We start from the raw sequence: 22,941 nt of genomic DNA, 5'->3' as shown, positions 1-22,941 counted from the left end.
AGCGCCACCACGACCGTGTGCCCGAGTGGCCCAGGGGCCGGACTGCAAATCCGGTGACGCGGGTTCGAATCCCGCCACGGTCTCTACGACGGAGGGTCCGCCCGGTTCCAGTCCATCCGGGACCAGGGCAGGGCCAGTCCGTCCCGGCCGGTGACCTGCCGGGGAGCCAGCGAGCCGACGGGGACGGCCTCGCGGTGGCGCGCGTACACGGTGTCCACGTAGCGGTGGCCGGTGTCGGCGGCGATGAAGAGCACGGTGCGCTCCGGCGACCGGTCGCGCTCCCAGCGGGCGGCGAGATAGCCCGCCCCGGTGGACAGACCGGCGAACACCGCGTGCCGGCGCAGCAGTTCGACGCCCCCGGACAGTGCGGCCTCGAACGAGATCCAGTGGAGCGTGTCGTACGACGCGTGCCGGACGTTCCCGAAGGGGATGGAGCTGCCGATGCCCGCGATGATGATCTCGGGGTCGGCGACGTGCTCGGCGCCGAAGGTGACGCTTCCGAAGGGCTGTACGCCGACCAGCTCGGTGCGCGGCGCGTCCTCGCGCAGGTAGTGGGCGAGGGCTCCGGTGGACGCGCCCGACCCGACCCCGCCGACGACGGTGAGCTCCTGCCCCTCCGTGGCCGTGCGGATCAGGTCTGCCACGGCCCGGTAGCCCAGGTAGTGGACGTCGTCGTGGTACTGCCGCATCCAGTGGTACCCGGGGTGTTCGGCGAGGATCTCGTGGACGCGCTCGACGCGCCGCTTCTGGTCCAGCTTCAGGTCGCGGCACGGCTCCATCTGCTCCAGGGTCGCTCCGAGGACGGCGAGTTGGGTGCGCAGGGTGCGGTCGACCGTCGTGGAGCCGACGATGTGGCAGTGCATGCCGTGCCGGTGGCAGGCCAGGGCGAGGGCGTACGCGTAGATCCCGCTGGAGCTGTCCAGCAGGGTGTCGCCGGGGCGCACCACCCCCGTGTCGAGCAGGTGGCGGACCGCGGCGAGGGCGGAGACCACCTTCATCGTCTCAAAGCGCAGGCAGACGAGCCGGTCGTCGAGGCGTATCAGGTCCGGTCGGCCGATGGCCTCCGCGATGTGCTGGTCCACTCGGGGACTCCTTGGTCGTGGGGAAGTTCGAAAGGTCCGCCGGGTCCGGGAAGCCCGGGGCGGCAGGGAAGGTGGTGAACGTGCGGGTGGCGGGGATGCCGTCGCTCTCCAGGGCCCGTACGCAGCCGCGGACCCGGCGGCGCAGCCCCGGGGCGGCCGGGTCCAGCAGCAGCCCGGCCACCGAGCCGCTGTGCGCGATCTGGACGCCCACCGCCCCGAGCCGCCGGGCGATGCCGACGAGCGCGTCGAACTCCGGATGGCACAGGAGTCGTTGACCGCGCCGGGCGCTGGCCGTCGCCACCCGCCCGAGCAGCGCGGCATCACCCGTGGCCACGGCCCGCCGCAGCAGCACCCGCAGCCGCTCGAAGGCGCGTACGTCGTGGTCGTCGTGCACCCGGGCCGGGAGGGAGAGGGTGTCCACGGGCGCGCCCCCGCCCAGCGCGCAGCCCACGACGACGAGGGGCGGCAGGCGGTGGCCGAGCACCTCCAGTACCCGCCCCTCGCGCTGGGCGAAGAGCACCGGTCGGGCGTCGAGCATCAGCGGGTCGCAGGCCAGCTCGGCACGGACCGCGAGCCGGGCGACGGCAGCGGGCGGGAGCCGCATCCCGTACGAGTCCGAGACCGCGCGGACCACGGCGATGACGTCACTGGTGGAGCTGCCCATGCCCAGGCCCACCGGGACGTCGCCGGAGACCCGCAGCTCACCGCCGCAGGGCGGCTCGCCGCACCGCCGGGCGCACTCCTCGACGGCCAGGGCCGCCGCGCGCGCGGCCTTCGTACGGTCTCCGGGCCGTACGGTGAGCCGCTCCGGCGGGGTGCCGGGCCGCCGGGTGAACTCGGCCCGGCTGCCCGGGCCGCTCATCGGCAGGGTGACCAGGCCGGCGCACCGGCGCCCGGCGGAGTCGAGGAAGACGCCCTGGAGGATCTCGCCGTGGTGGCAGGAGGCGTGCCCGGCGCCGCGACGGCGGGTGCCGCGGCGGTCGGCGCCGGGGGAGTCCGTGCGGGTCGCCGGGATCACGCCGGCCCCGCCGTCCGGTAGCGGTACAGGGTGGTCGGGTCGGCGCTGAACTGGGAGAAGGGGAAGGGCTCCGCGGACAGCGCGGTCACCCCGGCGCCCAGGAAGGCGCGGGCCACGGCGCTGCCGCTCTGGGCGTACACGACGAGCGGGATCCCCCGCGTGCGGCAGCGGTCCAGGATGGTGTCGAAGGAGCCGTTGCTCAGGGTCATGCCGGTGGCGACGACGGCGTCGGCCCGCTCCAGCACCTCGTGCATGTCGGTGGTGACGGGGTCGCCCCACTGGGTGGCCCTGAGGTTGAAGTCGCAGGGCAGCGGTTCGCCGCCGCGCTCGCGGATCGCCGCGACCAGCGGGTTCACCACGCCGATCAGACCGACCGCGGCGCCGCGGTCGATGTCCAGCAGCCCGGCGATCGCCGCGTCGCGGGCCCGGGCGCGGACCTCGGGAGTGCCGGCGGGCAGGGTGACCGCTTCCGCCCCGGAGTCGCGGTGCGGGCGCTTCCGGGCCAGGTAGGCGTCGAGGGCGGCGATCCGCAGCGGGCGCGGCGCCTCGCGCAGCAGGACGTCGAGCGGGGCCCCGGAGGAGTCGCGGCAGACCTCCGGGTCGATCTCGCCGGCCTCGAAGGCGCAGCCGCCGAAGGAGTCGCCGAGCCGGACCAGGACGTACTGGTTGAGGTACGTGGTGTCGCCGCCGGCCAGCCGGGTGCCGTGGTGGATCCAGAACACGCTGGTCGCCACCAGCCCGGCGGGCAGCGGGCCGTGCTCGCCCGCCAGTACGGCCTCGATCAGGGCGTCGACGCCGGCCGCCGGAGCGGTCGTGGCCTGGGCCGGGGTCCGGGACGGGGGCTGGGTGCGGGTCCGGGGCTGGGGCTGCGTCCGGGGCTGGGACTGGGGCTGGGTCGTCATGGGGTTCCTTGTCGGCTGGGGGATCGGGAGGGGGGTCCGGGCACGGTGCCGCGGAGGGGGCCGCGGTAGGTGACCGCCGGCCGGCCCAGGGCGTCGGCGGACAGTTCGGCCTCCACCTCGAAGATCCGGGCGAGGTTCTCGGAGGTCAGGACGTCGGCGGGGGCGCCGTCGGCGACCAGCACGCCGTCGTGCATGAGCAGAAGCCGGTCGCAGTGGCGGGCGGCCAGGGCGAGGTCGTGCAGGGCGACGAGGACCGTCTGGTCGGCGTCGGCGAGGAGCTCCATCAGCTCCAGCTGGTGTTTGACGTCGAGGTGGTTGGTGGGTTCGTCGAGGAGCAGTCCGTACGGCTGCTGGGCGAACGCGCGGGCGATGTGGGCCCGTTGGCGCTCGCCGCCGGACAGGTTCTGCCAGGGGCGCCCGGCGAGCGCGGTGAGGCCGACGCGTTCGAGCGCGGCGGCGACGACGGCCCGGTCGTGCGCGTCCGGTCCGCGCCAGCGGTCGCGGAAGGGGGTCCGGCCCAGCCCGACGACGTCGGTGACGCGCAGGTCGGTGTCGAGGCCGGAGTCCTGGGCCACGAAGGCGACCCGGCGGGCGATCGCGCGCGGGCTCAGGTCCCGTACGGGCACGCCGTCGTAGCGCACGGTGCCCGTGTCGGGCACGCGCAGCCCGGCCAGACAGCGCAGCAGCGAGGACTTGCCCGAGCCGTTGGGCCCGAGCAGCCCGACGGTCTCGCCCGGCGCGATGTCCAGGCCGACCCCGCGGACGACGGGCGTGCCCGAGGCCGACCAGCCCAGCCCTTCGGCGGTGATCCTCACAGCTCCCCCCTCCTGCGCAGGACGAGCAGGAAGAGCGGGACCCCGATCAGCGCGGTGATCACGCCGACGGGCACCTCCCGGGGCGCGAAGGCCACCCGCGCCAGGGCGTCGGTCCACACCAGGAACACCGCGCCCGCGAGCGCCGCGTGGGGCAGCAGCACCCGGTGCAGCGGCCCGGCCAGGAAGCGCACCCCGTGCGGGACGATCAGCCCGACGAAGCCGATGGCGCCGACGGTGGCCACCGCGACCGAGGTCAGCACGGCCGTCACCACGAGCAGCAGCATCCTGGTGCGCCGGACGCCGATCCCCAGGGAGGCGGCGGTGTCCGCGCCGAAGGCGAGCCCGTCCAGGGCGTTCGAGCACAGCCAGGCCGCGGCCAGCCCGAGGGGGGTGACGACCGCGCAGACCGCCACGGCGTCCCAGCGGGCGGGGGCCATCGAGCCCAGCAGCCAGTGCGTGACGGCGCGCGTGGTGTCGGCGTCGGCCGAGGCCATCAGGGCGAGCGAGGTCAGGGCGGTGAAGAGCTGGCCGACGACCACACCGGTCAGCACGATGCGGACCGAGTCCAGTCCGGTGCGGCGCAGGAGGAGCAGCAGGCCCGCGAAGGCGAGCAGCGCCCCGGCGAGTGCGCCGCCGGTGATCCCGAGGGTGCCGGCGCCCACGCCGAGGACGACCACGGCGACCGCGCCGGCCCCGGCGCCCGAGGAGACCCCGAGCAGGTACGGGTCGGCGAGCGCGTTGCGCGTGACGGCCTGCAGGACCGTGCCGCAGACCGCGAGCGAGGCGCCGACCAGGGCCGCCATCAGGACCCGCGGCAGCCGCAGGTCCCAGACGAGCGAGTCCAGCAGCGGCGGCAGCGGTTCGGTGTCCAGCCCGAGCCGCCCGCCGAGCACCCGGGCCAGGTCGGTCCATCCCACGTCGGCGGTGCCGACCCGGGTGGCGGCCGCCACCGAGGCGGCCAGTACGAGCCCCATGGCGAGCAGCAGCCCCGCCCGCGCGGGGCCGTGGCGAGGGGCCGGAGGGGAAGGGGCCGGCGCGGGGGCGGCCGGACCCGGTGTGCGGGCCGAGGGATGCAGCAGGTCGACGGACGGGCCCGTCGCCGCGGTCGGCGCCTCCGGCGGCCCCGTTGCCGACCTCGCCCGGCCGCCCACGTCAGCGGACATACCCGAGGTCCTTCATCCCGGCCGCCAGCAGGCCCAGCGCGTGCACGGAGCGCACGGAGGGGTCCAGCTCGATGCCGGGCACCTCGACGATCCTGTTGTCGCGCACCGCCGCCAGCTTGGAGACCACCGGGTCCTCGGCCATCGCCCTGCGCTTCTCGGCGGCGCTGTCACCGGGCCGGCCGCGCTCGGAGAGGTCGCCGATCACGATGAAGTCCGGGTTGCGCTTGGCGACTTCCTCCCAGGAAACCTCCGGCCAGTCCTCCTCCACGTCGTCGAAGGCGTTCTTCGCGCCGACGATCCGGCTCATCTCGCTGGGCAGCCCGGTCCGGCCCGCGACGTACGGCATGCCGTTGAAGACGGAGTAGAGGTAGACGACGGTGGGCTGCTTGCCGTCCCGGGCCGTGCCGGCGGCGCTCTCGCCGGCCTTGGCGACGGCGGCGCGCTGTTCCCGGGCGAGGGCGGCGGCCCGTTCCTCGGCGCCGAAGACCTTGCCCAGCGCCTCGTAGTCGGAGAAGAGCAGTTCGAAGGGGGACTTCCCGGGCTCGTTCTGCTGGGGGCAGTCGACGGCGCTGACGAAGGCGGGGACCCCCAGGGCCCCCAGTTCCTCCCGGGTGCCCGCCCGGTCCTTCGTGTAGAGGTCGGTGGAGCCGGCGACCACGAAGTCGGGCGTCGCGGCACGCAGTTGCTCACCGGTCGCGATCTTGGGGGCGATCACCGGGACCTTCGCGTACGCGTCCTGGTACTGCGCGGGGATCTTCGTCTTGAGGTTGGCGGTCCCGGCCATCCGGTCCTGGAGGCCCAGTTCCAGCAGGGTCTCGGTCGAGGCCTGGTCCAGGGCGACGGTGCGCTTCGGGGGTCCGTCGAAGGAGAGCGGGCTGCCGCAGCTGGTGACGGCCGTCCGCGCGGCGGGCGCGCCGTGCGCGGTGCGGTCCGAGCTGCGGTCGGTGGTGGTCGAGCACCCCGCGGCGGCGGCCGCGGATGCGAGAACGAGGGTCAGGGCGAGGCCGGTTCGGGCGCGGTGGCGCATGGGTTCTCCGTCTGGGGGCGTGGGTGTGGGCGTGGTCGTGCACCGGGCAGGAGTGCCGCGTTCAAGAGTACTGTAATGGTTATCGTTTTCATTAATGGAATGAGGAGCACCACATCGTGGCGACCACACCTGCCCCCGCGGAGCCCAAGAACCGTCCACCGCAGGAGCGTTCCGTCCTGCGCGACGCCGCCTTCCTGCGCCTGTGGGCGGGCACCACCGCCTCCGGGCTCGCGACCTGGGCCCTGCCCTTCGTCCTGGGCCTCGCCGTCCTGCAACGGGAACTGGGCGCGGCCGGCCTCGGCCTCGTCCTCGCGGCGCGCACCGCCGGCTTCCTCGCCGCCGTGGCCGTCGGCGGGGTGCTGGCCGACCGCCACTCCCGCCGGGCCGTCGTCCTCTGGTCCGCCCTCGCGGCCGCGGCCGCCGCGCCCCTCCTCGCCGTCGGGCTCGGGCGCTCCCTCCTGCTGATGACCGCGGCCGCCGCCCTCGCCGGCGCCGGCCAGGGAGCCTGCCGCCCCGCCTTCCAGGCACTCACGGCCGAGGTCGTCGACGCCGACCGCAGGCAGCAGGCCAACGCCGCGACGACCCTGGCAGTACGTGCCTCCACACTGGCCGGGCCCGCGCTGACCGCGCTGCTCGCCGCCTTCACCGACGTCTCGACCCTGCTGCTCGGCATCGGCCTGCTCTGGCTCGTCGCCGCACTCCTGCCGGGGCGGGGGGCCGCGGCCGGCGCGGGCGCCCGCCCCCGGCCGCAGCGGGCGTCGCTGCGCGCCGAGTTCGTCGACGGGATACGCGAGGCCCGCCGCCACCCCTGGTTCCTCGCCGGACTGGGCGCCCTGACCGCCGTGATCGCGCTCGGCTACTCCGCCACCAGCGTCGCCCTGCCCCTGATCAGCCGTGACCGGTACGACACCGAGTGGGTGCTGGCCGCCGCCATGACCGCCTACACCGTCGGTGCGCTCGGCGGAGCCCTGGTCACCGCCCGCTTCCGGCCCGGCTCCCAGGGCTGGGCCGCCTTCGCGGGGCTGGCCGCCTACGGCTTCGCGCCGCTGAGCCTGATGTTCCCGGTGCACCCCGCCGTGGTCATCGGCGCCTACGCGGCCGCCGGCATCGGGATCGAACTGTTCAACGTGCCCTGGTTCACCGCCACCCAGCGCGAGGTCGCCCCGGACAAGCTCGCCCGGGTCTCCTCATTGGACTTCCTCGTCTCCTACGGCCTGGCCCCGGTGGGCCTGGCGCTCATCGCCCCGGCCATCCAGGCCTTCGGGGTCACTCCGGTCCTCGGCGTGTGCGCCGCGGCCTGCTTCCTCGTCCCCGCGGCGGCGGCGCTGGTGCCCACCGCCCGGCACTTCGGGCGGCCGCCGTCGCGGCCCGCCGGCTGAGTTCCGCCGCAGCGCCGCTCAGGACCGTGAGTGCACGAGGGCGAACACCGCGCCCTCCGGGTCCGCGACCGTGGCCTGCCGCCCGCGCAGGCCCTCCCGGGGCGGGTCGACGACGCGCCCGCCGAGCTCCTCGACCCGCCGCGCGGCCGCGTCGGTGTCCTCCACCTCGAAGTACGCCAGCCAGTGCGGACCCCGGTCGTGCGGCAGCGAACGGCCCACGCCGTGCACGGCGGCGACGGGCCGGCCCGCCAGGTTCAGGGTGACGTGGTCGAAGTCGTCCGAGGAGGTGACGTCGCTCTGCGCCTCGTGGCCGAATACGTGCTCATAGAACTTGCCGACCGCCGAGGTGTCCTGCGTGATCAGCTCGTGCCAGACGGGGGTGCCCGGACCGCCACCCGGCCGGGCACCCAGGCGGGCCTGCGTCTGCCACAGCCCGAAGACGGCTCCCAGCGGGTCCGAGCAGATCGCCACCCGCCCCGCGATGCCGGCGTCCAGCGGCCCCACCGCGACCGTGCCGCCGCACGCGCGCACCGACTCGGCGGTCGCGTCCGCGTCATCCGTGGCCAGGTACGTCGTCCACGCCATCGGAAGGTGTCCGTCCGGCGGCATCTCGCCGATCCCGGCCACCTCCTGGCCGTCCAGCACGGCACGGACGTACGGCCCGAGCTGCTCGGGCCCGGGCACGTACTCCCACCCGAACAGGTCGGCGTAGAAGTCCTCGGTGCTCCCGAGGCCGTGCACCATGAGACTCACCCAGCACGGGGTGCCGGGGGTGCGCCGGGTCGCTTCCGCTGCCTCGGTCATGTCAGCCGTCTCCTCCGTCGTGCCGTCACCGGTGCTGATGGTTCCACTCCGGCGGACGCCTCGCGCCCCGGCCGCGCCGCATTCCGGTGGTCCGGACCGGAGTTGACCGGAACAGGGTGCCCCGCTGATGACGGCCCTGTTACACGGGTGCCGGGCGGGGAGGAAGATGGCCGCCATGACTGCGAAGACTGCGATCCTGTCCGCCGCCGAACTGAGGAACGAGCTGGCGGGCGCCAGGCCGCCGGTCCTGCTGGACGTCCGCTGGCAGCTGGGCGGCCCCGACCAGCGGCCCGCGTACGAGGCCGGACACCTGCCGGGTGCCGTCTACGTCGACCTCGACCGCGAACTGGCAGGTCCGGCCGGGTCGGGCGGACGCCACCCGCTGCCGGACCCGGAGGCCTTCGGCGCGGCGATGCGCAGGGCCGGGGTCCCGGCGGACGCACCGGTGGTCGTGTACGACGGCGGCCAGGGCTGGGCGGCGGCCCGCGCGTGGTGGCTGTTGCGCTGGACGGGTCACCCGAACGTGCGAGTCCTGGACGGCGGTCTGGCCGCCTGGACGGCGGCGGGAGGCGAGCTCACGGCCGAACGGGTGATTCCGGTTGAGGGCGATTTCAAGCCAACCCCCGGGGCGCTCGGGCTGCTCGACGCCGACGCGGCGGCGCTGAGGGCGCGCGAAGGCGTCCTCCTGGACGCCCGGGCGGGGGAGAGGTACCGCGGCGAGGTCGAGCCGATCGACCCGGTGGGCGGCCACATTCCCGGCGCGCTGTCGGCCCCGACCACCGAGAACGTGGGCCCCGACGGCCGCTTCCTGCCCGCGGACGCGCTGCGGGCCCGGTTCGAGGCGCTCGGCGCGTCGGAGGGGACCCCGGTGGGCGTGTACTGCGGCTCGGGGGTCTCGGGAGCCCACGAGGTGCTCGCCCTGAAGGTGGCCGGTATCGAGTCCGACCTCTACGCGGGCAGCTGGTCGCACTGGTGCGCGGACCCGGCCCGCCCGGTGGCCACGGGCCCGGACCCCCAGTAGCCGCATCGGCGGGGCCGGCGCGCTGCCGGTCCCGCCGTGACGCTCGTTCCGCCGCTTCAGGTGCCGGCGGGAACTACTCCTGCTTCTTGCGGCGGGTACCGAAGACGATCTCGTCCCAGCTCGGCACGGCCGCACGGCGCCCGGGGCGGACCCCGTCGGCCTCCGCCTGCCGGTCGGTGGTGCCCGTCAGCCGGTCGCGGTGGCCCGCCACCGTGCGGGGCATCAGGACATCGGCGTACGCGGCGCCCGCGCCCGCCGACGCGGCGGGCGCCGGCGGCTCCTCCGACTCCGGTTCCGTGTCCGTCGGCTCGGTGCGCTCGGGGACGACCATGTCGCCGCGGAAGCTCGGCACCGCCTCCAGCAGGCTGGTCAGCGTGTCCCGCTCCTCCTCCGGCTCCGGTACGGGCGCGGGCCGGGGCTCGGCCCGCTCCAGCTGCCGGTCCAGGGCGCGGTCCAGCGGCCGGTCGCGCGGCAGGCGCGCGATCCTCGGCACGAAGGGGAAGCTCGGCTCCGGCGTCGCCGGCAGGTCCTCGGACTCGCCGATGAGGGAGCGGGCCTCGTCGTCCACGGCCACGACCAGTCGGCGCGGCGGGTCGTAGGTCCAGCTCGCCGAGTGCGGCTCGCCGGCGACCCGGTAGACCAGGAGGACCTCCCAGGTGCCGTCGTCGCGGCGCCAGGAGTCCCACTGGACGGAGTCCTTCTCGGCCCCGCGCAGGGTCAGGCGTTCCTGCACGGCCTCGCCGAGCTGCGGTCCGGTGTTCTCGCCGGGGCGGCGCACCGGGGTCTTGCGGGCGCGCTCGGCCATGAAGGCGCGCTCGGCGAGCACGGGGCCCTCGAAGCGGCGTACGCGGTCGACGGGGATGCCGGCGAGTTGGGCGACCTCCTCCGCGGAGGCACCGGCTCGTATGCGGGCCTGGATGTCGCGGGGACGGAGGTGGCTCTCGACCTCGATCTCGATCTGGTTCAGGCGCGCACGGTCGTTGCGCACGGCAGCCCGAAGCCGCTCATCGATCGGAAGCGTGTACTCCGTACTGTCCGCAGCTTTGAGCACCAGTCGTGTGCCGTCATTGGAGACGGCCACGACACGCAGTTCGGGCATGGGGACCTCCCGGGTGGTGCCTGCCGACGTCACGTGCGTCGCTGCTTCCGCTAGTCGAGTGTGGCCTGCCCGGGTGCAGCCTGCCACAACCTTGCCGAGTTAAACCGGCGTGTCGGGCATGCGCCCTTGATCGCCGTTATGGCACGGTTACCTGTTGGGCACGCACAGTGACCGGACGGTTACTGTGCGCAGCAGGATCCGTGCAATGCCGCGGCATCACCGGTCTTCGAGTGCCGCTTTCCGTCAGCCGGCCCCCTCTCCCGGATCCGGACATCCGAAAGGAAGGACAGACCCAGGGCTCGCCACAGTACTCCATTCGGGCCACCTGGGTGGACCGCCGCGCCGCCGAAGTTTCCTCGGACGGCGGGAGTTGGGCTGCCCGCTGTCGGGTCCCACCTGCGTCCGGTGCCTGAAAGCGGGTGTCCTGCTTCACAGAATCACCCGAAACGGAACTATCCCCTTCGCCCAGCTGTCAGTAACTGCTGAAAGAGGAGAAGCACGAGAGGCCGGGCACACAGGGGATGGCGATGGGTCAGAGGACGACGCGTGACGTCGGGACCGAACCGGAGGAGAAGAAGCTCGACCTGAGCGTGGCCCAGGTCGCCGGATCCTCCCTGGCCACCGTCGCGGCCGCCCTGCTCGCCTCGAAGATGGGCGTCTACGGGACCATCCTCGGCGCCGGCGTGGTCAGTGTCGTCGCCACCGCCGGCGGACCCGTCATCCAGCACCTCTTCCGGCGCACCGGCGACCAGCTGCGCGAGGGCGCCCGGCCGAAGGCCCGTCAGGTGCCGCCGCCCCGCGGGGAAGGGGAGGCCGCGGCCACCGGGCCGACCGAGGAGTTCGGCGAACCCACCGTGCACGGAACGCGGGTGCGCGGATGGAAGCGCACCGCGGTGGCCTCCGGCGCGGCCTTCGCCATCGCCATCGGAGGCCTCGGTACCTACGAGGCGATGGCGGGCACCTCCGTCAGCAGCGGCGGCGGCACGCTCTTCTCCGGCGGAACCCGCACCGCGGGCGAGGACCGGCCCGCCCCGCCCGAACACGGCCCGGCCGGCGGGGAGAAGGAGCGGCGGGGCGGCACCGACGCCCCCGGCCCGGGCGCCTCCCCGAGCCCCTCCCGCCCGGACGGCGGCCGGAGCCCGGGCCCGGACCCGTCGCGCTCCGGGGAGCCGGCGCCCCGCCCCTCGGAGTCGACACACGGGCCGGCGCCGACGCCGACACCCACGCCGCCGACGCCGGACCCGACCCCGACGCCGGGCGCCGGCGGTGCCACGCCGTCGGCCCGGCCGAGCGCCCCCTGACCTGCCTCAAGCCCCCAGGACGCGCCGCAGGTAGTCGTTGCCGAAGACCCGGTCCGGGTCGAGGCGGTCCCGCAGCGCGGTGAACTCGCCGAAGCGCGGGTAGATCCGGGAGAGGTACTCCGCGTCCCGGGTGTGCACCTTGCCCCAGTGCGGGCGGCCGCCGTGCGCGGTGAAGATGTGCTCGGCCGCGGTGAAGTAGGCCTGGTAGGGGGTGCCCTTGTACATGTGCACCGCGATGTAGGCGGTGTCGCGCCCGGAGGCCGTGGACAGCGCGATGTCGTCCGCCGGAGCCGTCCGCACCTCCACCGGGAAGCTGATCCGCAGCCCGGAGCGGTCGACCATCGCCCGCAGCTCCCGCAGCGCCTCGACCACGGCCTCGCGCGGGAGGGCGTACTCCATCTCCACGAACCGCACGCGGCGCGGGCTGGTGAACACCTTGTACGGGATGTCCGTGTAGGTGCGCGCCGACAGGGCGCGGCTGGCCACGCGGGCTATGGAGGGGATGGTGGCCGGAACGGCGCGGCCCAGTGTGTTGACCGCCTGGAAGAGGCCGTTGGAGAGCAGCTCGTCCTCCACCCAGGCGCTCACCGGTCCGGGCGGGGCGGCGGGGCCCTGGCTGCGGTTGTTGCGCTTGGTGTTGCAGTTGCCGGTGTGCGGGAACCAGTAGAACTCGAAGTGCTCGTTCTCCGCGAAGTGCTCCTCGAACTCGGCGGTCACCCGGTCGAAGCCCATGGGCTCCTCACGGGCGGTCAGGAAGAAGAGGGGCTCCACGGCGAAGGTGATCGCGGTGACGATGCCGAGCGCACCGATGCCGACCCGGGCCGCCGCGAAGACCTCGGGATTCTCCTTCTCGGAACACGTCAGCAGCTCGCCGTCCGCCGTGACCAGCTCCAGGGCGCGGATCTGGGCGGCGATGGAGGCCGAGTCGCGGCCGGTGCCGTGGGTGCCGGTGCTGGTGGCGCCGGAGACCGTCTGCTCCATGATGTCGCCCATGTTGGTGAGCGAGAGGCCCTCGGCGGCGAGGGCCCGGTTCAGGTCCTTGAGGGCCGTGCCCGCCGCCACCGTGACGGTGCCCGCTGCGCGGTCGAGCGACCGGATCCCGGCCAGGGCCTGCGGCCGGACGAGGACCCCGTCGGTCGCGGCGGCCGCGGTGAAGGAGTGGCCGGTGCCGACCGCCTTCACCCGCAGCCCGTCCTCGGCGGCCCTGCGGACCGCCTCTTGGAGCTCCCCGACCGATGCCGGGGTCACCACGCGGGTGGGCGTCGCGGTGACGTTGCCCGCCCAGTTACGCCACGCGGTCGCCGTGCTGCCGTTCCGTGCTGTCGCCGTCCCCATCGGTTGCTGGCTCCTCCCCTTGCGCCGGCCTCGTCAGCCGGCGGTATCCCGCGAACGCAACCGCCGCCGCGGCCGCTCCCGCCGAGATGGAGACGACGTACCCGGTCCGCGCGCCGGCCGCGTCGACGACCCAGCCGGTCACGGAGGACCCGAGCGCGATACCGACCGCGAGGCCGGTGCTGATCCAGGTCATGCCCTCGGTCAGCTTCGCGTGTGGTACGTGCGCCTCGATCAGGGCCATCGTGGTGATCATCGTGGGAGCGATGGCGAGGCCCGAGACGAAGAGCGCCACGGCCAGAAACGGAAGGTTCCCGGCCAGTAGGAGGGGGATCATACTCACGGCCATCGCACTGATGCCCACGACCCAGCGAGGTTCGGCCTTGCCCTTGAAGTGCATCAGGCCGAAGACGATGCCCGCGAGGCAGGAGCCGAAGGCCCACACGGCGAGGAAGACGCCGCCGAGGGACTTGTTGCCGTGCTCCTCGGCGAAGGCGAGGGTGGCCACGTCCACGGAGCCGAAGATCGCGCCGGTCGCGACGAAGGTCGCCACGAGTACCCGCAGGCCGGGGGAGCGCAGCGCGGAGGAGAGGTCCGAGTGCTCGTGGCGCGGATGCGGCTCCGGCTCGGTCGCGGTCAGGGCCGTCAGCCACCACACGCCCGTCACCAGGAAGACGACGGCGACCACCGGGCCGGCCTCGGGGAACCAGCCGGCCGAGAGCGTCGCGGCGAGCGGCGGGCCGACGATGAAGCAGAGCTCGTCGACGATGGACTCGAACGAGTACGCCGTGTGCAGCTGGGGGGTGTCGCGGAACAGGGCCGTCCAGCGGGCCCGGACCATCGAACCGACACTGGGCACGCACCCGGCGACGACGGCGAAGACGAAGAGCGTCCAGCTCGGCCAGCCCTGGGCGGCGGCGATCAGCAGGCCGGTGACCGAGGCGGCCGCGATCAGGGTGGCGGGGCGCAGCACCCGGCGCTGTCCGTGCTGGTCGACCAACCGGGAGACCTGGGGGCCCACGGCCGCGGCGGAGAGGGCGATGGTGGCGGTGATCCCGCCGGCGAGGGCGTAGCTGCCGCCCAGCTCGGTGACCATCGTGAGGACACCGATGCCCACCATGGACAGCGGCATCCGGCCTATGAGGCCGGCGGCTGTGAACCCCTTGGTGCCGGGGGTCGCGAATATCGCGCGGTAGGGACTGGGCAAGGTGCCCTCCGTAAGGGACTGGATTGGCTCACACAGATTACGTCTGCCGACGAAGCGCACGCACGGGGAAGGCGCCGGGCAAGAACTTAGGGTGACCTTACCTGTCATTCGATGTGTGGGACGGCGCCGGGTCCGTTACCGGACGGGGCGGCCGGGTGGCAGGATTCGAGGCATGTCAGACCAGTTCCGTGCCCCCGACGCCGGCTCCGCCGCCCCGTACGACGCACTCCTGCTGCTCTCCTTCGGAGGCCCCGAAGGACCCGACGACGTCGTGCCGTTCCTGGAGAACGTCACGCGCGGGCGCGGCATCCCGCGCGAGCGGCTCAAGGAGGTGGGGCAGCACTACTTCGGCTTCGGCGGGGTCAGCCCGATCAACGGGCAGAACCGCGAGCTGCTCGACGCCCTGCGCAAGGACTTCGCCGGACACGGGCTGGACCTGCCGGTCTACTGGGGCAACCGGAACTGGGCCCCCTACCTGGACGACGTGATGCGCGAGATGGCCGCCGACGGGCGCCGCCGGATCGCGGTGCTCGCCACCAGCGCGTACGCCTCGTACTCGGGCTGCCGGCAGTACCGCGAGAACCTCGCCGACGCCCTGGCCGCGCTGGAGCAGGACGGCGTGGAGCCGCCGCGGGTCGACAAGCTGCGGCACTACTTCAACCACCCCGGCTTCGTGGAGCCCATGATCGACGGCGTGGTGGCCTCGCTCGACGCCCTGCCCGAGGAGGTGCGCGCCGGAGCGCACCTCGCCTTCACCACGCACTCCATCCCGACCGCGGCCGCCGACACCTCCGGCCCGGTGGAGGACCACACCGGGGGGGGTGAGGGCGGCGCGTACGTCAAGCAGCACCTCGACGTCGCCCGGGTCATCGCCGACGAGGTCGCGGTACGGACGGGTGTCGCCCGCCCCTGGCAGCTCGTCTACCAGTCCCGCAGCGGCGCCCCGCACATCCCGTGGCTGGAGCCGGACATCTGCGACCACCTGGAGGCCCTGCACGCCGAGGGGGCCCCCGCCGTGGTCATGGTCCCCATCGGCTTCGTCTCCGACCACATGGAAGTCCTGTACGACCTGGACACCGAGGCCACCGCCAAGGCCGCCGAGCTGGGCCTGCCCGTCGCGCGCTCCGCGACGGTCGGCGCCGACCCGCGCTTCGCGGCGGCGGTACGGGAACTCGTCCTGGAGCGGGCCGCCAAGGAGCGCGGCGAGGCGGTCGGGGAATGCTGGGTGGGCACGCTGGGACAGAGCCACGACCTGTGCGCGGTGGGCTGCTGCCCGGCGCGGGCCCCGCGGCCGGCCGCCGCGGGCGCGGACAGCCCGTACGCCCGGGAACGAGGAGGGGAAGCGTGATCTCCGAAGAGCTGAAGGCCGAACTGCTGGAGGTCGGCATGGAGGCCGCCCGGCAGGCCGGGGCCCTGCTGCGCGACGGCCGGCCGGCCGATCTGGCGGTGGCGGCGACGAAGAGCAGCCCGATCGACGTGGTGACCGAGATGGACATCGCGGCGGAGAAGCTGATCACCGGCATCCTCGCCGAGCGGCGGCCCGAGGACGGGCTGCTGGGCGAGGAGGGCGCGGACACCCCGGGGACGAGCGGGGTGCGGTGGGTGGTCGACCCGCTGGACGGCACCGTGAACTACCTCTACGGCCTCCCGAGCTGGGGCGTGTCCATCGCCGCCGAGTACGGGGGCGAGACCGTGGTGGGCGTCGTGGCTGCGCCGATGCGCGGGGAGGTCTACCACGCGGTGCTCGGCGGCGGCGCCTGGCTGGGCACGGCACGCCTCGCCTGCCGTTCGGCGGCCCCGCTGGACCAGGCGCTGGTCGGGACCGGCTTCGCCTACGTCCAGACCCGCCGGGCGCACCAGGCCGACGTGGCGCAGCGGATCATCCCGCTGGTGCGGGACATCCGGCGGGGCGGCTCGGCGGCCCTGGACCTGTGCGACGTGGCCGCGGGGCGGCTGGACGGCTACTACGAGCGCGGCCTGAACCCCTGGGACCTGGCCGCCGGCGACCTGATCGCCCGGGAGGCCGGGGCCGTGACCGGCGGCCGCCCCGGGGAGCCGGCCTCGGGAGAGCTCGCGCTGGCCGCCACCCCGGCCGTGTTCGCCTCGCTCCAGCCGCTGCTGGAAGAGGCCGGGGCCTGGCACGACTGAGCGCGGCGGCGGTGGACGCACGTGGACCCCGGCCGCCCTCTCGGGCGGCCGGGGTCCACGTCGTCCTGGGGTCGGCTCTCGGCAGCCGCTCAGCGGCCGGTCAGCAGGCGGGCACGGCGGCCGTGACCGGGACGCCGTGTTCGGCGGCCAGGCGCTGGAGGTCTTCCAGCTCCGCCTGTTCCACTTCCGCGAGGAAGTCGTCGCCCGTCTCGCGGGCGTGCCTGAGATCCGACTGCGTGGCCCTGATGCGCTGCAGGAGACCCGCGGTGAATGCGTCCATGATGGGTTCGCCCCCTCTTCGTGGGTCGGCGGCGGCACGTGGCAATACCGCCGTCAGGGAGTGGATGGGGTGTGCTCACGTCCTCCCCGGCACCCTGGGCGCAGAAACCTCCGGAGGCGAGGGAATCCTCACTTCCGTCCCGCGGGCCCCCTCCATGACCCGTCTTACAGCCGGTTTACGGCTGAAACGGGCAGGATGTACGACGCAATACACGTGTGCCCTTCTGGGCTCGGAGGAAGGAAACGACGTGCGCGTACTCGTCGTCGAGGACGAGCAGCTGCTCGCCGATGCGGTGGCCACCGGCCTGCGCCGGGAGGCCATGGCCGTGGACGTCGTGTACGACGGCGCCGCCGCCCTGGAGCGGGTCGGCGTGAACGACTACGACGTGGTCGTGCTCGACCGGGACCTCCCGCTCGTGCACGGTGACGACGTGTGCCGGAAGATCGTCGAGCTCGGCATGCCCACCCGCGTGCTGATGCTGACCGCCTCCGGCGATGTGAGCGACCGCGTGGAGGGCCTGGAGCTCGGGGCGGACGACTACCTGCCCAAGCCCTTCGCCTTCACCGAGCTGACCGCCCGCGTGCGGGCGCTCGGCCGGCGCACCACCGTCGCGCTGCCGCCCGTACTGGAGCGGGCCGGGATCAAGCTGGACCCGAACCGGCGCGAGGTGTTCCGCGAGGGCAAGGAGGTGCAGCTGGCCCCGAAGGAGTTCGCGGTGCTGGAGGTCCTCATGCGCAGCGAGGGGACCGTGGTCTCCGCCGAGCAGCTGCTGGAGAAGGCCTGGGACGAGAACACCGACCCGTTCACCAACGTGGTGCGCGTGACGGTGATGACCCTGCGCCGCAAGCTGGGCGAGCCGCCCGTCATCGTGACGGTGCCCGGCTCCGGATACCGGATCTGACCACGTGGCGACGACCCCGGCGCCACCGACGGCGCCACCGAAACCGACCTGGGACCCCGGCCAGCCCGAGGGTCCCTTCCCGTGGCTGAGGCCGACCATCCGGATACGCCTCACGCTGCTCTACGGCGGGATGTTCCTGATCGCGGGCATCCTGCTGCTCTCGATCATCTACCTGCTGGCGGCCCAGGCCCTGCGGCAGGGCAACGCCCTGCCGTTCCAGATCGTGGGCGGCCAGGTGAAGGTCACCAGCAGCTCCTGCCCGGGAGTGGTGGGCCTCGAACTGACGCCCGACCAGTTCAACGCCGCGATCGGCCAGTGCATCCTCGAACAGCGCAGGCACGCCCTGGACGACCTGCTCAGCCGCTCGCTGATGGCCCTGCTGGGCCTGAGCATCATCGCCTTCGCCTTCGGCTACGCGATGGCCGGCCGGGTGCTCTCACCGCTGGGCAAGATCACCCGTACCGCCCGCCGGGTGGTCGGCTCCGACCTGACCCGGCGGATCGAGCTGGACGGGCCGGACGACGAGCTCAAGGAGCTCGCCGACACCTTCGACGAGATGCTGGACCGGCTGGAGCGGGCCTTCACGGCCCAGCAGCGGTTCGTCGCCAACGCCTCGCACGAGCTGCGGACGCCGCTGGCGATCAACCGGACCCTGCTGGAGGTGCACCTGTCCGATCCGGGCGCCCCGGTGGAGCTCCAGCAGCTCGGCAAGACGCTGCTCGCCACCAACGAGCGCAGCGAGCAGCTGGTCGAGGGCCTGCTGCTGCTGGCCCGCAGCGAGAACCAGATCGTCGAGCGCAAGCCCGTGGACCTGGCGGAGGTCGCCTCGCGCGCCGTCGACCAGGTGCGGGGCGAGGCCGACGCCAAGGGTGTGGAGATCCGCGGCGAGCGCGAGCCGGCCGTCGTGCAGGGCAACGGTGTCCTGCTGGAGCGGATCGCCCTCAACCTGGTGCAGAACGCCGTCCGGTACAACGTGCCGGAGGACGGCTGGGTGGAGGTCACCACCGAGGCCCGGCACGGCCAGGCGGTGCTCCTGGTGTCGAACACGGGTCCCGTGGTTCCCGCGTACGAGGTGGACAACCTCTTCGAGCCGTTCAGGCGGCTGCGTACGGAGCGCACGGGCAGCGACAAGGGTGTAGGACTGGGTCTGTCGATCGCGCGCTCCGTGGCGCGCGCACACGGCGGCAGGATCCAGGCGATGCCCCGGGAAGGCGGTGGCCTGGTGATGCGTGTCACTCTGCCTTTGTGAGACCCCCCACCCCGTGTTCGCTTTTGGCTGAATACTTGGCCTCTGAATCCATTCGCCCTTGTGTGATCGATCACAGTCGGCGGTGGCGGGCCATGTGTGTTCGGCGACTCGGGGACGGCCGGAACGCCCGGGAAGTCCGGGTTTCCGGCCCCCCGAATGGCGGGAAATACACGGGGTGGCGTTTGTGCAAGACGGCGCCCGGACCGTGTACGGTCCCGGTCGTCATCCCAGCCGATCGCCCCTTCAGGCGGGCGGCTGGGTGTCGATTGAGTAACAGACCTTGATGTGAGGCAAAATCTCCGCCTCAGGTCGGGCACAAGTCCGGCCTCTCGTGCGTTACGTGCGCTGAGACACCGCTAACACCCAGAGGGGGAGAGCGAACAATGGCAACGGACTACGACACCCCGCGCAAGACCGACGACGACGTCGACAACGACAGCATTGAAGAGCTGAAGGCTCGACGCAATGAGAAGTCGTCCTCGTCCGTCGACATGGACGAATTCGACTCGGCCGAGAGCCTGGAGCTTCCCGGCGCGGACCTCTCCAACGAGGAGCTGGCCGTTCGAGTCCTGCCCAAGCAGGCCGATGAGTTCACCTGCATGAGCTGCTTCCTGGTGCACCACCGCAGCCAGCTGGCACGTGAGAAGAACGGTCAGCCGATCTGTCGCGACTGCGACTGAGAGGCGTAGGCCGTGGCTGGCTCGACACCCTTTCGGAGGCGCCCCTTCCGAAAGCAGGGTGATCCGGCGGAGACGCAGGTGGTGACCACGGACCCGGAGACGGGTCCCGAAGCCCCCGGCGGCTCCGCCAGTGCGGCACTCGCCGTTCCCTCCGACACCGCCCCGGCGGCGTCGGTCGCGGAGCCCGGCGAGGGGTCCCGGCGCGGTGCCGGGGGCCGTCGGCTGCAAGCCGTCAAGAACGGTGTACGCAAGGGCGGCGAAGGCGTGCGCGGCGCCGCCCTCTACATCACCGACAGGATCATCGAGAACGCACCGCGCGTTCCGGTCCGGGACCTCGCGACACTGCGCGCGCAGTTCCCCGGCCTCGGTCCCGACCAGCTCGCCGACAAGCTGATCTCGGGCGCCACCGCCGCCTCGGCGACCGTCGGCGCCAGCATCGGCGCGGCGGCCATGCTGCCCGTGCCGCCCGCGATGCCCGCCGAACTCGCGGCGGAGATCACCGGCGTCGCGGCCATCGAGCTGAAACTCATCGCGGAGCTCCACGAGGTCTACGGCCAGCGGCCGCACGGCAACCTCAAGGAGCGCACGTTCGCCTACCTGACCGCGTGGACGGAAGAGCGCGGAGTCGACCTCACCAAGCCCACGACGCTGAACGCCGCGCTCGGCGGGCAGATGAAGCGCGAACTGCGCCAGCAGATCATGAAGCGGATGATCCGCAGCCTGCCGAACCTCATGCCGTTCATGGTGGGCGCGGCGGTCGGAGCGGTCATGAACCGCCGCGACACCCGCAAACTCGCCGAGAAGGTCCGTGCGGACCTGCGCAGGCAGGCGGTGGCCTGGGAGGCCCTGCGCACCCTGCCGCCCCTGGAACGGCCCTCGGAGCCCCTTCCCGAGGCCACCAGGGCCGCCCTGGAGGGGCCGGAGTACTTCGCGCGCGACTGACGCGCTCCGCCGCCGTGCGCGCAGCGGCCCCGGGCAGGCCCGTCAGGCCGCCCGCGCCGCGCGCAGCGCCGAGACCAGGGCCTGCGGTTCGCGGGTGGAGACGTAGACGTACGGGGTCGGGTCGGCGGGGTCGGTGACCTCGATCCGGACCGCCGTCGGCACATAGCTGCGCATCAGCATGAAGGCCCGGGTGTCCGCCTTGTACGTGCGCCAGGCGCGCGCCTCCTCGGCGTCCAGGATCTCGGCCTCGCCCAGCGCCGACACCGGGATCCGCGCGTCGCCGACGGCCAGCGCACCGTTCACCACGCGCACGCGCGCGGAGCCGTACGAGCTCACCACCAGCCCGGCCAGTGCGGTGCCGCCGACGAGGCCGGCCAGCAGCGGCAGCGTGCCCAGGGGCAGCAGCATCAGCGCACCCGCGAGGCCGGTCATGACGGCGATGCCCCACCAGGAGCGGGGGGCGGTCAGGCGTTCGTCGTGGTGCGCGGTGGAGAGCTGCATGTGCTCAAGCCTGCCACGAGGCGACCGGCGGGTAGCCGCGCGGGTAAGGTCTGCGGCTGTGAGTGGACGAAACACAGCGTTGACGCCCCCGGCCGATGCCGCCGCACCGGTCCGGCATCCCGACGCGCCGGCACCCGGTGAGCTCCTCGGTGCCCACTACGAGCACTGTTTCGGCTGCGGCGGGGGCCAGCCGCACGGACTCCACCTGGCGGCGCGGGCCGGCGACGGCGTCCGCGTCACCGCCGAGTTCACCGTCAAGCCCGCCCACCAGGGCGCGCCCGGGCTCGCCCACGGCGGGGTGCTCGCCACCGCACTCGACGAGACGCTGGGCTCGCTGAACTGGCTGCTGCGCGTCATCGCCGTGACCGGACGGCTGGAGACGGACTTCGTGCGGCCGGTGCCCGTGGACACCGTGCTGTACCTGGAGGCCGAGGTGACCGCCGTCGCCGGCCGGAAGATCTACTGCACGGCCGTGGGCCGGATAGGCGGGCCGGAGGGCCCGGTCGCGGTCCGCGCCGACGCGCTCTTCATCGAAGTGAAGGTCGACCACTTCATCGACAACGGACGGCCCGAGGAGATCCAGGCGGCCATGGCCGACCCGGACCAGGTCAGGCGCGCACGCGCCTTTGAGGTGAACCCCTGATGTCCCTGAACAACAACGGATCCCGCCAGGACGTGGACGTGCTGATTCGCCGCGTCGACCCGGAGGTTCCGATTCCGGCGTACGGGCACCCCGGTGACGCCGGCTGCGACCTGGTCACCACAGAGGCCGCCGTACTGGAGCCCGGTGAGCGCGCGGTGCTGCCCACCGGGGTCTCGATCGCCCTGCCCGACGGGTACGCGGCCTTCGTGCACCCGCGTTCGGGTCTGGCCGCACGCTGCGGGCTCGCGCTCGTGAATGCCCCGGGGACGGTGGATGCCGGGTACCGTGGAGAGATCAAGGTGATCGTGGTCAATCTCGACCCTCGCGAGAGCGTCAGGTTCGAGCGTTTCGACCGCATTGCCCAGCTGGTTGTCCAGCGGGTCGAGAAGGTGCGCTTCCACGAGGTGGCGGAACTTCCCGGCTCGGCCCGGGCCGAGGGGGGCTTCGGCTCCACCGGCGGTCATGCGGCCGTGGCCGGATCCGGGGCTGGTCAGCAGGGTGGGAATGGCTACGCTTCGGTCGTAACCGACCGGGAAGGACAGTGACGTGTTCGGACGTCGCAAGAAGAACGACTCCGCCAAGGACGGCGGCGCGGCCGAGCAGGTCGTAGACGGCGTCGCCGCCGCTGAGCAGGACGATGCGGGCGAGTCGGACGGCGCTGCCGCGCCGCGCCGGATCAACCTGCCCCCGGCCCCGCGGCCGGACGGCCCCTGGGACGTCTCCGAGGTGCTCGGGAACCCGGCCGACGGCCGGGTCGACCTGGGCGGCATCTTCGTACCCGGTGTCGACGGCATGGAACTGCGCGTCGAGGTCGCCGGGGACGCCATCGTGGCCGCCACCGTGGTGCTGGGCGACAGCGCCGTGCAGCTGCAGGCCTTCGCCGCGCCCAAGAAGGAAGGCATCTGGGGCGAGGTCCGCGACGAGATCGCCGCGGGCATCACCCAGCAGGGCGGCATCATCGACGAGGTCCAGGGCGCCCTGGGCTGGGAGCTGCGCGCGCAGGTTCCCGTCCCGCTGCCCGACGGACAGACCGGCGCCCAACTGGTCCGCTTCGTCGGCGTGGACGGCCCGCGCTGGTTCCTGCGGGGCGTCATCTCCGGCCAGGGCGCGGTGCGCCCCGAGTCGGCGGGCGTGCTGGAGCAGATCTTCCGGGACACCGTCGTCGTCCGCGGCGACGGCCCGATGGCCCCGCGCGACCCGATCGTCCTGAAGCTGCCGAACGACGCCCAGATGGTGCCGGACGGCGTGCAGACGACGGAGGAGCAGGAAGGCTCCCGTTTCGGCGGCGGCATGGGCCAGCTCGAGCGCGGCCCGGAGATCACCGAGGTCCGCTGACCCGCCGACCCCGGACGGCCCCCGCGCACAAGGGGGCGCGTCGTGTTTCCGGCCGGTGGGCCCCACTCCTTCGGGGTGGGGCCCACCGGCTTTCGCGCACCGCGGACGGAGC

General features: G+C 73.5%; 24 protein-coding genes and 1 tRNA gene. 13 read left to right on the top strand and 12 right to left on the bottom strand.

The window, feature by feature from the left end; translation table 11 throughout:
* The first annotated feature begins 11 nt into the window (after nt 1-11).
* A tRNA-Cys gene (locus OHA91_RS10590) sits at nt 12-83 on the top strand.
* On the opposite strand, the gene OHA91_RS10585 is transcribed toward OHA91_RS10590, so the two are convergent.
* Genes OHA91_RS10585 through OHA91_RS10560 form a run of 6 tightly spaced genes read right to left on the bottom strand, consistent with a single transcriptional unit; the run spans nt 84 to nt 6,007 of the window.
* Complete coding sequence (locus tag OHA91_RS10585; RefSeq protein ID WP_031146556.1) at nt 84-1,082, bottom strand: pyridoxal-phosphate dependent enzyme; 999 nt, start codon at nt 1,080-1,082, stop codon at nt 84-86.
* Complete coding sequence (locus OHA91_RS10580; protein WP_031146558.1) at nt 1,003-2,100, bottom strand: GHMP family kinase ATP-binding protein; 1,098 nt, start codon at nt 2,098-2,100, stop codon at nt 1,003-1,005. The genes OHA91_RS10585 and OHA91_RS10580 overlap by 80 nt, the downstream gene beginning before the upstream one ends.
* The gene (locus tag OHA91_RS10575; protein ID WP_328739166.1) at nt 2,097-3,002 is read right to left on the bottom strand and encodes a Rossmann-like domain-containing protein; all 906 of its coding nucleotides are present in this window, start codon (nt 3,000-3,002) and stop codon (nt 2,097-2,099) included. The genes OHA91_RS10580 and OHA91_RS10575 overlap by 4 nt, the downstream gene beginning before the upstream one ends.
* The gene (locus OHA91_RS10570; RefSeq protein ID WP_328739165.1) at nt 2,999-3,817 is read right to left on the bottom strand and encodes an ABC transporter ATP-binding protein; all 819 of its coding nucleotides are present in this window, start codon (nt 3,815-3,817) and stop codon (nt 2,999-3,001) included. Before OHA91_RS10570 ends, OHA91_RS10575 begins: the two co-directional genes overlap by 4 nt.
* Complete coding sequence (locus OHA91_RS10565) at nt 3,814-4,980, bottom strand: FecCD family ABC transporter permease (protein WP_266492271.1); 1,167 nt, start codon at nt 4,978-4,980, stop codon at nt 3,814-3,816. The genes OHA91_RS10570 and OHA91_RS10565 overlap by 4 nt, the downstream gene beginning before the upstream one ends.
* Nucleotides 4,970-6,007 (bottom strand): ABC transporter substrate-binding protein, encoded by a 1,038-nt coding sequence (locus OHA91_RS10560; protein WP_031146565.1) that lies wholly within the window; start codon nt 6,005-6,007, stop codon nt 4,970-4,972. The genes OHA91_RS10565 and OHA91_RS10560 overlap by 11 nt, the downstream gene beginning before the upstream one ends.
* Nucleotides 6,008-6,123: 116 nt before the next feature.
* On the opposite strand from OHA91_RS10560, the gene OHA91_RS10555 reads away from it, so the two are divergent.
* On the top strand, nt 6,124-7,386 hold the full coding sequence (locus OHA91_RS10555) for an MFS transporter (protein ID WP_031146567.1): 1,263 nt from the start codon (nt 6,124-6,126) through the stop codon (nt 7,384-7,386).
* 18 nt (nt 7,387-7,404) lie between these two features.
* Here the strand turns inward: OHA91_RS10555 and OHA91_RS10550 are convergent, their stop codons facing one another.
* Nucleotides 7,405-8,190 carry a VOC family protein gene (locus tag OHA91_RS10550; RefSeq protein ID WP_031146569.1) on the bottom strand — a complete coding sequence of 262 codons (786 nt, stop codon included), beginning with the start codon at nt 8,188-8,190 and terminating at the stop codon, nt 7,405-7,407.
* A 175-nt stretch (nt 8,191-8,365) separates the two neighbouring features.
* On the opposite strand from OHA91_RS10550, the gene OHA91_RS10545 reads away from it, so the two are divergent.
* Nucleotides 8,366-9,211, top strand: a complete 846-nt coding sequence (locus OHA91_RS10545; protein WP_031146571.1) for a sulfurtransferase — start codon at nt 8,366-8,368, stop codon at nt 9,209-9,211.
* 73 nt (nt 9,212-9,284) lie between these two features.
* On the opposite strand, the gene sepH is transcribed toward OHA91_RS10545, so the two are convergent.
* Nucleotides 9,285-10,343, bottom strand: a complete 1,059-nt coding sequence (gene sepH, locus OHA91_RS10540) for a septation protein SepH (protein WP_328739164.1) — start codon at nt 10,341-10,343, stop codon at nt 9,285-9,287.
* A gap of 494 nt (nt 10,344-10,837) precedes the next feature.
* Here sepH and OHA91_RS10535 point away from each other — a divergent pair, with 494 nt between their 5' ends.
* Nucleotides 10,838-11,611, top strand: a complete 774-nt coding sequence (locus OHA91_RS10535) for a hypothetical protein (protein ID WP_037631534.1) — start codon at nt 10,838-10,840, stop codon at nt 11,609-11,611.
* Nucleotides 11,612-11,617: 6 nt separating this feature from the next.
* On the opposite strand, the gene OHA91_RS10530 is transcribed toward OHA91_RS10535, so the two are convergent.
* Both OHA91_RS10530 and OHA91_RS10525 read right to left on the bottom strand, forming a co-directional pair.
* A complete protein-coding gene (locus OHA91_RS10530; RefSeq protein ID WP_031146576.1) occupies nt 11,618-12,946 on the bottom strand; it encodes a D-arabinono-1,4-lactone oxidase in 1,329 nt (442 codons plus the stop codon).
* Complete coding sequence (locus OHA91_RS10525; protein WP_328739163.1) at nt 12,897-14,150, bottom strand: MFS transporter; 1,254 nt, start codon at nt 14,148-14,150, stop codon at nt 12,897-12,899. Before OHA91_RS10525 ends, OHA91_RS10530 begins: the two co-directional genes overlap by 50 nt.
* Nucleotides 14,151-14,322: 172 nt before the next feature.
* Between OHA91_RS10525 and OHA91_RS10520 the strand changes: the two genes are divergently transcribed.
* The gene (locus OHA91_RS10520; protein WP_031146579.1) at nt 14,323-15,498 is read left to right on the top strand and encodes a ferrochelatase; all 1,176 of its coding nucleotides are present in this window, start codon (nt 14,323-14,325) and stop codon (nt 15,496-15,498) included.
* Entirely contained in the window at nt 15,495-16,298 is an 804-nt protein-coding gene (locus OHA91_RS10515; protein ID WP_381625384.1) for an inositol monophosphatase family protein, read from the top strand. The genes OHA91_RS10520 and OHA91_RS10515 overlap by 4 nt, the downstream gene beginning before the upstream one ends.
* Nucleotides 16,299-16,398: 100 nt before the next feature.
* Here the strand turns inward: OHA91_RS10515 and OHA91_RS10510 are convergent, their stop codons facing one another.
* Entirely contained in the window at nt 16,399-16,578 is a 180-nt protein-coding gene (locus OHA91_RS10510; RefSeq protein WP_031146582.1) for a hypothetical protein, read from the bottom strand.
* A 247-nt stretch (nt 16,579-16,825) separates the two neighbouring features.
* Here OHA91_RS10510 and OHA91_RS10505 point away from each other — a divergent pair, with 247 nt between their 5' ends.
* The 4 genes from OHA91_RS10505 (at nt 16,826) to OHA91_RS10490 (ending at nt 20,350) form a co-directional block, all read left to right on the top strand.
* Nucleotides 16,826-17,479, top strand: a complete 654-nt coding sequence (locus OHA91_RS10505) for a response regulator transcription factor (protein ID WP_030008767.1) — start codon at nt 16,826-16,828, stop codon at nt 17,477-17,479.
* 4 nt (nt 17,480-17,483) lie between these two features.
* Nucleotides 17,484-18,728 carry a sensor histidine kinase gene (locus tag OHA91_RS10500; RefSeq protein WP_031146583.1) on the top strand — a complete coding sequence of 415 codons (1,245 nt, stop codon included), beginning with the start codon at nt 17,484-17,486 and terminating at the stop codon, nt 18,726-18,728.
* 383 nt (nt 18,729-19,111) lie between these two features.
* Nucleotides 19,112-19,408 carry a DUF4193 domain-containing protein gene (locus OHA91_RS10495; RefSeq protein ID WP_030036261.1) on the top strand — a complete coding sequence of 99 codons (297 nt, stop codon included), beginning with the start codon at nt 19,112-19,114 and terminating at the stop codon, nt 19,406-19,408.
* Nucleotides 19,409-19,420: 12 nt separating this feature from the next.
* On the top strand, nt 19,421-20,350 hold the full coding sequence (locus OHA91_RS10490; protein ID WP_328739162.1) for a hypothetical protein: 930 nt from the start codon (nt 19,421-19,423) through the stop codon (nt 20,348-20,350).
* Between the two features lie 42 nt (nt 20,351-20,392).
* Here OHA91_RS10490 and OHA91_RS10485 read toward each other — a convergent pair whose 3' ends face one another.
* A complete protein-coding gene (locus OHA91_RS10485; protein ID WP_031146586.1) occupies nt 20,393-20,851 on the bottom strand; it encodes a DUF3093 domain-containing protein in 459 nt (152 codons plus the stop codon).
* Nucleotides 20,852-20,909: 58 nt separating this feature from the next.
* On the opposite strand from OHA91_RS10485, the gene OHA91_RS10480 reads away from it, so the two are divergent.
* Genes OHA91_RS10480 through OHA91_RS10470 form a run of 3 tightly spaced genes read left to right on the top strand, consistent with a single transcriptional unit; the run spans nt 20,910 to nt 22,829 of the window.
* Nucleotides 20,910-21,494, top strand: a complete 585-nt coding sequence (locus tag OHA91_RS10480; protein ID WP_031146588.1) for a PaaI family thioesterase — start codon at nt 20,910-20,912, stop codon at nt 21,492-21,494.
* Nucleotides 21,494-22,039 (top strand): dUTP diphosphatase, encoded by a 546-nt coding sequence (gene dut / locus OHA91_RS10475; RefSeq protein WP_031146589.1) that lies wholly within the window; start codon nt 21,494-21,496, stop codon nt 22,037-22,039. The genes OHA91_RS10480 and dut overlap by 1 nt, the downstream gene beginning before the upstream one ends.
* Before the next feature lies 1 nt (nt 22,040).
* Nucleotides 22,041-22,829, top strand: coding sequence for a DUF3710 domain-containing protein (locus tag OHA91_RS10470; RefSeq protein ID WP_031146591.1), 789 nt, complete (start codon nt 22,041-22,043; stop codon nt 22,827-22,829).
* Nucleotides 22,830-22,941 lie beyond the last annotated feature (112 nt).

The sequence above is a fragment of the Streptomyces erythrochromogenes genome, from assembly GCF_036170895.1.
Classification (GTDB): Bacteria; Actinomycetota; Actinomycetes; order Streptomycetales; family Streptomycetaceae; genus Streptomyces; species Streptomyces erythrochromogenes.
Note: the sequence above shows the minus strand (reverse complement) of the source record. Positions and strands in the feature narration are given on the sequence as shown.